Source organism: Methylibium sp. (genome assembly GCF_013817365.1).
In the GTDB taxonomy this organism is placed as follows: domain Bacteria; phylum Pseudomonadota; class Gammaproteobacteria; order Burkholderiales; family Burkholderiaceae_C; genus Methylibium.
This window is the reverse complement of the sequence record NZ_JACDCU010000155.1, coordinates 1-8,209: the sequence shown is the minus strand read 5'-3', so window position 1 is coordinate 8,209 and position 8,209 is coordinate 1. Positions and strand designations below refer to the sequence as shown.

General features: G+C 65.1%; 8 protein-coding genes and 1 pseudogene. 3 read left to right on the top strand and 6 right to left on the bottom strand.

Annotated features, from left to right (window positions below):
• From H0W38_RS10985 to H0W38_RS10965, 5 genes are all read right to left on the bottom strand, one after another.
• Window positions 1–1,404: AMIN domain-containing protein (locus H0W38_RS10985; RefSeq protein ID WP_292453845.1), on the bottom strand; the 1,404-nt coding region annotated here is incomplete at its 3' end.
• Window positions 1,405–1,427: 23 nt separating this feature from the next.
• Entirely contained in the window at window positions 1,428–1,961 is a 534-nt protein-coding gene (locus tag H0W38_RS10980) for a pilus assembly protein PilP (RefSeq protein WP_292453840.1), read from the bottom strand.
• A gap of 8 nt (window positions 1,962–1,969) precedes the next feature.
• Window positions 1,970–2,683 carry a type 4a pilus biogenesis protein PilO gene (locus tag H0W38_RS10975; RefSeq protein ID WP_292453839.1) on the bottom strand — a complete coding sequence of 238 codons (714 nt, stop codon included), beginning with the start codon at window positions 2,681–2,683 and terminating at the stop codon, window positions 1,970–1,972.
• Between the two features lie 11 nt (window positions 2,684–2,694).
• The gene (locus H0W38_RS10970) at window positions 2,695–3,336 is read right to left on the bottom strand and encodes a PilN domain-containing protein (RefSeq protein WP_292453838.1); all 642 of its coding nucleotides are present in this window, start codon (window positions 3,334–3,336) and stop codon (window positions 2,695–2,697) included.
• A complete protein-coding gene (locus tag H0W38_RS10965) occupies window positions 3,333–4,412 on the bottom strand; it encodes a pilus assembly protein PilM (protein ID WP_292453837.1) in 1,080 nt (359 codons plus the stop codon). Before H0W38_RS10965 ends, H0W38_RS10970 begins: the two co-directional genes overlap by 4 nt.
• 381 nt (window positions 4,413–4,793) lie before the next feature.
• Here H0W38_RS10965 and H0W38_RS10960 point away from each other — a divergent pair, with 381 nt between their 5' ends.
• Window positions 4,794–7,046, top strand: a complete 2,253-nt coding sequence (locus H0W38_RS10960; RefSeq protein WP_292453842.1) for a penicillin-binding protein 1A — start codon at window positions 4,794–4,796, stop codon at window positions 7,044–7,046.
• 55 nt (window positions 7,047–7,101) lie between these two features.
• Here H0W38_RS10960 and cyaY read toward each other — a convergent pair whose 3' ends face one another.
• Window positions 7,102–7,476, bottom strand: a complete 375-nt coding sequence (gene cyaY, locus H0W38_RS10955; protein WP_292453834.1) for an iron donor protein CyaY — start codon at window positions 7,474–7,476, stop codon at window positions 7,102–7,104.
• A gap of 15 nt (window positions 7,477–7,491) precedes the next feature.
• Between cyaY and H0W38_RS10950 the strand changes: the two genes are divergently transcribed.
• Window positions 7,492–7,659 (top strand): lipoprotein, encoded by a 168-nt coding sequence (locus H0W38_RS10950; RefSeq protein WP_292453831.1) that lies wholly within the window; start codon window positions 7,492–7,494, stop codon window positions 7,657–7,659.
• Window positions 7,656–8,209 (top strand): annotated as a pseudogene (locus tag H0W38_RS10945) (diaminopimelate decarboxylase); the annotation flags it as partial. The gene H0W38_RS10950 and the pseudogene H0W38_RS10945, both read left to right, overlap by 4 nt.

Genomic DNA, 8,209 nt, shown 5'->3' with positions numbered 1-8,209 from the left:
GACGATGCGTGCTTCGATCAGCACCTGTCGTACCGGGATGTCGATGCGCGCGATCATCTGCGCAATCTCTTCCAGCTTGGTCGGCGTGTCGCTCACGAACAGTTGGTTGGTGCGGGTCTCGTAGACCACGCTGCCGCGGCTCGACAAGACACGGCCGTTGTTGCTGCCGCCGGCCGCATCACTGCCGCCGCCTCCGCCGCCGCCCTGCCCGCTGAGCTGACCGGTCAGACCCCGCGCCACCTCTTCGGCCTTGGTGTAGTTCAGCTGGAAGGCTTGCTGGCGCACCGGCTCGAGTGCGGCGATCTGCGCCTTGGATTCGAGCTCCAGTTTTTCCTTGGTGGCGATCTCGTCCTTCGGCGCAATCCACAGCACGTTGCCGGTCTTGCGCACGCCCAGGCCCTTGGCCTGCAGGATGATGTCGAGTGCCTGATCCCAGGGCACGTCCTTGAGCCGCAAGGTCACGTTGCCGGTCACGGTGTCGCTGGTCACGACGTTGAAGTTGGTGAAGTCGGCAATCACCTGCAGCAGCGCGCGCACCTCGATGCTCTGGAAGTTGAGCGACAGCTTCTCGCCGGCATAGCCCGGACCCTGCGTCAGCTTGTTGGGATCGACCTTCTGCGGCCGCACTTCGAGCACGAACTGGTTGTCGGACTGGTAGGCGCTGTGCTCCCACACGCCGGTGGGTTCGATCACCATGCGCACGCGGTCGCCACTCTGGAAGCTGGAAATGGTGCGCACCGGCGTGCCGAAGTCGGTCACGTCGAGCCGGCGGCGCAGGCTCTCGGGCAACGCCGTCTTGAGGAATTCGATCACCAGGTTCTGGCCTTGCTGGCGAATGTCGACACCGACCTGGTTGCTCGGCAGATCGACGACCACCCGGCCTGCACCGTCCTGGCCGCGCCGGAAGTCGATGTTGCTCAGCACCTGCGGCGCCTCGTTGAGGCTGTCGGCGAAGCGCACCGGCTCCGCCGGTGTCTGCGCGACGACCGGCGCCGCGGAAGACGAGCCGGCGGCCAGGGCCGTGCCGGTGGTCTGCACGGTCAAGACCAGCGTCTTGCCTTCGATCGTGGCGCTGTACGTGGCGGGCTGCTTGAGGTTGAGCACCAGACGCGTGCGTTCACCGGCCTGCGCCACGTTGACCGACCGCAGGTTGCCCTGGTTGATCTCGACGCTGCTCTTGCCCAGCGCGCTGCTCACGCCCGGCAGGTCGATGGCGATGCGCGGCGGCGTCTGCACGGCAAAGCCGGCCGGCGCGTTGGCGAGCGGCTCACTCAGTTCGATGCGCACCACGTCGGCAGCGCCCTGCTGCGTGCTGTTGATCGACTGAATCGCGTTCTCGGCCCACGTGCTGAACGCGGTGAAGGAAAGCGCGAGCGCGACGGCGGGTGCTCGCCATTGGTTCATGTTCAGGGTCTCCCAAATGTTCTTCATCGCGCCTGCTCCTGCAACTGCAGGGCCGCGGCACGCTCTATCCACTCGCCCGATGCGTCCTGGACGACCTCACGGACCGTCACGTCGGTCTCGGAGATCTTGGTGATCTTTCCGTAGTTCTGGCCGACGTAGTCGCCGACCTTGACCTGATAGAGCAGGTTGTCCACGCGCAGCAGTGCGAAGGGCCGCCCGGCGCGGGCCACGCTGCCCACCATCGCCATCGAGTCGAGCGGGTAGGCTTCCAGCGGCTCCTTGCGGCGATTGACTTCGCCAGCGAAAAGCGAATTCGGAGCGCGCGCCTCCTGCTTCAGCGCAACACTGAGCTTTTGGCTGCTGAACGGCTCGACCGCGCGAGCCTGGCTGTAGGGCTCGGGATTGAAGCGCTTGGGAGGCAACAGGGGAGGCACGTTGGGCCGAACTTCGCGGCGCTGCTGGTCCATCCAGCCCTGCAGCTCTTCCTGTTCGGTGCCGCAGGCAGCCAAACCGGCGAGCGCCGCGGCCATGCAGGCCGCGCGGCGAAGGCGTTGCATCGAGGTTTTCATCGCTTCGCTCCGCCCGGCTTCTTGGCCGCTTCGGTCTTGCGCTGCAGTTCCACTTCGGCCGGGTCGAGGTAGCGGTAGGTGCGAGCCAGCGCATCCATGGTGAGGTTGCCGCCCGCGCCTGCCGCAGCAGCGTTGGCGCCGCCTTGCTGACCGGTGATGGTCAGGTTGTGCAGGGTCACGATGCGCGACAGGTTGGCCACATCGGCCGCGAACGAGCCGATGTCGTGATAGCGCCCGGACACCTTGATCGTGATCGGCAGTTCCGCGTAGTAATCCTTGACCGCCACCTGGCCGGGACGGAACAGCTCGAACTGCAGGCCGCGGCCGAGGCCCGCCTGGTTGATGTCCGAGAGCAGCGCATCCATCTCGGCCTTGCCGGGCAGCTGTTTCTCGAGCTGGGTCACGTATTCCTGCACCTGGATCTTCTGCTTGCGCAACTCGCCGAGGTTGACCGCCTGGCCGAGCTTGGCGCGGAAATCCTGCTTCAAGCCCGGTTCGCGGTCTCGCTCGGCCTGCAACTCGTCGGTGGTTCCCGACAGCATTGCAAACCAGCCGACGATCAGCACCGCGATCGCCACGGCAGCAAAGGTCGCGAGCCGCGGCAGCAGGGGCCACTGACCCGGCTCGTTGGTATTGAGGCCGCGGAATTGCCCTGACAACTCGGCGAAAACCGAGTTCAGATCCACGTTTGCTTTGTTTTTGGTCGCCATGTGCCGGCCTCTTACAACTGCTTCGGCGCCGCGGGGGACGCAGGTGCCGAGGCACGCGCCGCCCCCGGCAAGGCCGATTTATCGGCAGACGTCGGCGGGCGCTTGAGGGTCACCCGGATCGAAAAGTCGAACAGACGCTTTTGTTCGCGATTTGCCGTCGTCACGTTGGCGACCTTGATCTCGACCAGCTCGGGCTTCTCCAGCCACTCGGAGCTGTAGGCGGTGTTGCGCAAGAACTCCGAGACGCGCTCGTTGGTCTGCGCAATGCCCGTGACGGAGACGACCTGATCGTTCTGCTTGATGGCGGTCAGGTAAACGCCCTCGGGCGTCTGCTTGACCAGCTCGTTGAGCAGATAGACGGGGATGTTGCGGTCGGTTTGCAGATCTTCGACCGCCTGCTGTCGTGCCTTCAGGGACTCGATCTCGGCCTTGAGCGTGGCAATGTCCTTGATCTGCGTTTCGAGCTTGCGGATCTCGGCAGTGAGGTAGGCGTTGCGTTCCTGCTGCGTGCTGATCATCTGCTGCAAGACGAGGTACCACAGCGCGCCGAGCGCCACGCCGAAGGCCGCAGCCAGGCCGAGGCCGGCATAGAAGGTCTTCTTGCGGCGCTGCCGGCGCTCCTCCCGGTGGGGCAGGAGATTGATCAAGATCATGACAGGAACCTCCGCATCGCCAGGCCGCACGCGGTCAGGTAAGCCGGCGCTTCGCGGCGCAGCTTGCTCTCGCGCACCGCGGAGCCCAGACGCATGCCTTCAAAGGGGTTGACCACCATCGACGCAAAGCCGGTGAGCTCGGTGACCCGCTCCTTCAGGCCCGGCAAGGTGGCGGTGCCGCCACCGAGCATCACGTAATGGACCTTGTGGTGCGGCGTGCTGGTGAAGAAGTACTGCAGCGCCCGGCCGATTTCCTGCGACAGGCTGTCGACGAAGGGCGCGAGCAGCGAGGAGTCGTAGTCCTCGGGCAGGTCGCTGGCCAGTTTCTTCTGCTCGGCTTCCTCAAAAGAGAAGCCGTACTGCCGCGAGATCATTTGCGTGAGCTGGGAGCCGCCGAAAGCCTGATCGCGGTCGTAGAGCAGTTCTTCGTCGCGCAGCACTTTCAGGCTGGTCGTTTCGGCGCCGATCTCGAACAGCGCCACCAGCGCATCGCGCCCTTCTCCTGGCAGCGCGGCAATGATGCGCGCCATCGCCAGCCGCGAAGCATGCGATTCGATGTCGAGCACGACCGGCTTGAGGCCGGCCGCTTCGGCCAAGCCCTGGCGGTCCTGGACGCGGTCCTTGCGGGACGCCGCGATCAACACCTCGACGTCGCCGACCGAAGCAGCACTCGGCCCGACCACGCAAAAGTCCAGGCTCACTTCGTCGAGCGAAAAGGGAATGTATTGATTGGCTTCGGATTCGACCTGCAGTTCGAGTTCTTCCTCGCGCAGGCCGGCCGGCAGCATGATCTTCTTGGTGATGACCGCCGACTGCGGCATCGCCAGCGCGACGCGCTTGGTGCGCGTGCCGCTCTTTTGAATCACGCGGCGCACCGCGTCGGCGACTTCGTCGAATTTCTCGATCTGGCCGTCGGCGATCCAGCCTTTTTCGAAACTCTCGGTCGCAAAACGCTCCAAGACGTATTCGCCCGAAGCGGCCTGCCCGAGCTCCACAAGCTTGACGCTCGACGAGCTGATGTCCAGCCCGACGAGCGGGGCTTGCTTGCCCCCTATCAACCCGTCAAGAAAGCCCACACCGTCTCCCTGGAGCCGCTGTATGGCTCTTAATAAGTTACTTCCATGCTAGCAGTAACGGCTTTGTCTCCAAACGCTTTTTCCCCAGCGCACAACGTCTGCGCGTTGCAAAACTCACGGGTCGTGGAGACGTTTTCCGGCCGGCTTGTAACGTCGCGTGAAGCGCGTGCGGAAGTCGCCGTTCGATCGGCGAAAACCGGCTTCGATGCATTTCTATAATCGACTTCGATCCCCTGGAATCTCATGAGCGCGACCGACCGAAAGAGCCCTTCTTCGCCTTCTTCCTCGTCTGGTGCCGGCCCCGGCCGATTTGCCCGCCTGCCAGCGGCAGTGCGTTGGCCGCTGCTGGCGCTCGGAGCCCTGGTCGGGGTGGCACTGGCGATGGTTCTGGGCGGAGCGGCGCTTGCGGCCATCGCGCTCTCGGTGGCCTACCCGAATCTGCCCGAGATCAGTGGCCTGACCGACTACCGGCCCAAGCTGCCGATGCGGGTGTACTCGGCCGATGAAGTGCTGATCGGCGAGTTCGGCGAGGAGCGCCGCCTGTTCATGCCGATCGAGCAGATTCCCAAGGTCATGCAGGAGGCGGTACTGGCGATCGAGGACGCCCGCTTCTACGAACACAGTGGCGTCGACTACATCGGCATCGTTCGCGCGGGTGTGGCAAACATCAGCGACTCGCGCAGTCAAGGTGCATCGACCATCACGATGCAGGTGGCGCGCAACTTCTACCTGCCCACCGCGAAGACGCTGACCCGCAAGATCTACGAGATCCTGCTCGCGCTCAAGATCGAGAGCCAGCTGAGCAAGGACGAGATCCTCGAGGTCTACATGAACCAGATCTACCTCGGCCAGCGCGCTTACGGCTTCGCCGCCGCCGCCGATATTTACTTCGGCAAGTCGCTCGTGGACATCACGGTGGCCGAAGCAGCCATGCTGGCAGGCTTGCCCAAGGCGCCTTCGGCCTACAACCCGGTGGTCAACCCGACTCGCGCCCGCCAGCGCCAGCAGCACATCATCGAGCGCATGTTCGTGAACGGCTATCTCACCGAAGAACAAGCGGATGCCGCCGAGGAGGAAGAACTCGTCTATCGCCAGCGCATCGTCGTGCCGCTGCATGCCGACTATGTGGCCGAGGCGGCGCGCCAGTTGATCTACAGCCAGTACGGTGAGTACGCGTACACGCGCGGCCTGAACGTTTACACGAGCGTGCGTTCGGTCGATCAGGAGGCCGCCTACCGCGCCGTGCGTCGCGGCATCACAAACTTCGAGCGCCGGCAGTTCTACCGGGGCCCCGAGGACGTCATCGACGTGTCGGGCGACGCGAGCACGAGGGGCGCGCGCATCGCCGAAGCGCTGGTCAATCACCCCGACAACGACGAGATCAAGGCCGCCGTGGTGCTCAAGGCCAGCCAGAAAGAAGTGATCGCCGTGCTGCAGAACGGCGAGACGCTCACGATCAGCGGCACCGGCCTGCGCCCGGCCGCGTCCGGCCTCTCGCCGAAGGCCAACCCGAAGACCAAGATCAACCCCGGCGCGGTGATCCGGGTCATCCAGGGCGACAAGGACGATTGGTCGATCACCCAGTTGCCCGAGGTCGAGGCAGCGCTGATCGCACTGGACCCCCGAACGGGCGTCATCCGCAGCATGGTGGGCGGCTTCGACCATGCCAAGAGCAAGTTCAACCATGCGACCCAGGCGTGGCGCCAGCCGGGCTCGAGCTTCAAGCCCTTCATCTACTCCGCCGCACTCGAAAAAGGCTTCACGCCGGCCACCGTGATCAACGACGCGCCGCTGTTCTACGACGCCGTCACCACCGGCAGCCAGCCCTGGGAGCCGAAGAACTACGACGGCGAGTTCGACGGCCCGATGTCGATGCGCCGCGCCCTGGCGAAGTCGAAGAACATGGTCTCGATCCGCATCCTCGAGGCGATCGGCACCGACTACGCGCAAAGCTGGATCAGCCGTTTCGGCTTCGACGCCGACAAGCACCTGCCCTACCTCCCGCTGGCATTGGGCACGGGCTCGGTCACGCCGCTGCAGATGGCCACCGGGTATGGGGTCTTCGCAAACGGCGGGTACCGCGTCAACCCGGTGCTGGTGACGCGAGTGACCGACAACCGCGGCCGCATCGTCGCTCAGACCGACGTGTCGGTGCCCGATGTTTCGGTCCCCGCCATCCCCCCGCGCAATGCTTTCTTGACGAGCAGCCTGCTGCAGGAAGTCACCCGCACCGGCACGGCGGCGCGTGCGCAGGCGGTGCTCAAGCGCCCGGACCTGTACGGCAAGACGGGCACCACCAACGACTCGCTCGACGCCTGGTTCGCCGGCTACACGAAGAGCCTGGTGGCGGTGGTATGGATCGGCTACGACCAGCCCAAGAAGCTCGGCGAGCGCGAAACCGGCGGCGGCTTGGCATTGCCGGTGTGGATCGATTACATGAGCACCGTCCTGAAGGATGTGCCGGTCAACGAGATCAAGCCGCCGCCGGGCGTCCTCAATGTCGCTGGCGAGTGGTACTACGAGGAGTACGGGCCGGACAACGGCGTAACGAGTCTGGGTCTCGAAGACCCGATCGCCCCGCCGGCGCCGACCGAAGAAGAGCGCCGGAGCATCCTCGACCTGTTCAAGAACTGAGGCGAGTCGGCGCGCCCTTCCCGCAAAGGCGACGCGTCAGCCGCTCGAGGCAGGCTCAAGTCGCCGTCGCATCGAACGCCAACTGTTTGCCCGCCTGCTCGCTGGCGCACTCGGACAGGGTCCCCCAGAACTCGGCACCGCTTTTCGTGTCGCGCCAGCGACCGTCGACGTGGCGGTAATGAAAGCCGCCCCGGCGCGCCGCCAACCAGATTTCCTGCAAGGGAGGCTGCGTGTTGACGACGATCTTGCTGCCCCCGGGAAAACTCAATTCGAGCAAACCGCCCGTGCGCGCGGCGTCGATGTCGACTTCGTCGTCCTGCAGCCATCGGTCGACCTGACGCTCGATGCCGCCCAGCAACTCGGACGTGAGCACCCGGTACTGCGCGTCGCTGAGCGACGCCGGCACTGAATCAGCAGAGGCAGGGCTCATTCGTAGAATCCATTCATGTTGAAACGCTTGAAGATTCTAGGCAGCCGCTGCACCGCACTCGCAGTGTGTGCATTGGCGCTCGCCGCCTGCGGGCAGAAGGGCTCCCTATTTCTGGCACCGCCCGCCGGTAGCGCCTCCGCCCCGCAAGTCAGCACGCCGCCGGCAGCGCCGGCCTCGCAGTGAGCCTGCCCGGCGCACCCTTCATCGCCTACCGCGGCGACGAACTCTTCATTGACGGCTGCGCGGCACGCCAACTGTGCGAGCGCTTCGGCACGCCGCTCTACGTCTATTCGCAGCGCGCGATGCTCGCCGCGCTCGAGCCTTACCAGCGAGCGCTGCAAGGCCGCCAGCATCTGATTTGCTATGCGATGAAGGCGAACTCCAGCCTGGCCGTGCTCCAGACCTTCGCCGAGGCAGGTTGCGGCTTCGACATCGTCTCAGGCGGCGAACTCGAGCGTGTGCGGGCCGCCGGTGGCGATCCGGGCAAGGTGGTGTTCTCGGGTCTCGGCAAGACGCGCGCCGAAATGAAGCACGCGCTCGAAGTCGGGGTGCACTGCTTCAACGTGGAGAGCGAGGCCGAACTGGATCAGCTCTCGGCTGTGGCCGCTCTTCTGGGCCGTCGGGCGCCCGTCAGCCTGCGCGTCAACCCCGACGTCGATGCGCGCACCCATCCGTACATCTCCACGGGCCTCAAGGACAACAAGTTCGGCATCGCGCATGAGCGCGCCGTCGA

Coding starts and splice junctions, on each gene's coding strand:
- H0W38_RS10980 (WP_292453840.1), bottom strand. CDS start 1,961: ATGCAACGCCTTCGCCGCGCGGCCTGCATGGCCGCGGCGCTCGCCGGT.
- H0W38_RS10975 (WP_292453839.1), bottom strand. CDS start 2,683: ATGGCGACCAAAAACAAAGCAAACGTGGATCTGAACTCGGTTTTCGCC.
- H0W38_RS10970 (WP_292453838.1), bottom strand. CDS start 3,336: ATGATCTTGATCAATCTCCTGCCCCACCGGGAGGAGCGCCGGCAGCGC.
- H0W38_RS10960 (WP_292453842.1), top strand. CDS start 4,794: ATGGTTCTGGGCGGAGCGGCGCTTGCGGCCATCGCGCTCTCGGTGGCC.
- cyaY (WP_292453834.1), bottom strand. CDS start 7,476: ATGAGCCCTGCCTCTGCTGATTCAGTGCCGGCGTCGCTCAGCGACGCG.
- H0W38_RS10950 (WP_292453831.1), top strand. CDS start 7,492: ATGTTGAAACGCTTGAAGATTCTAGGCAGCCGCTGCACCGCACTCGCA.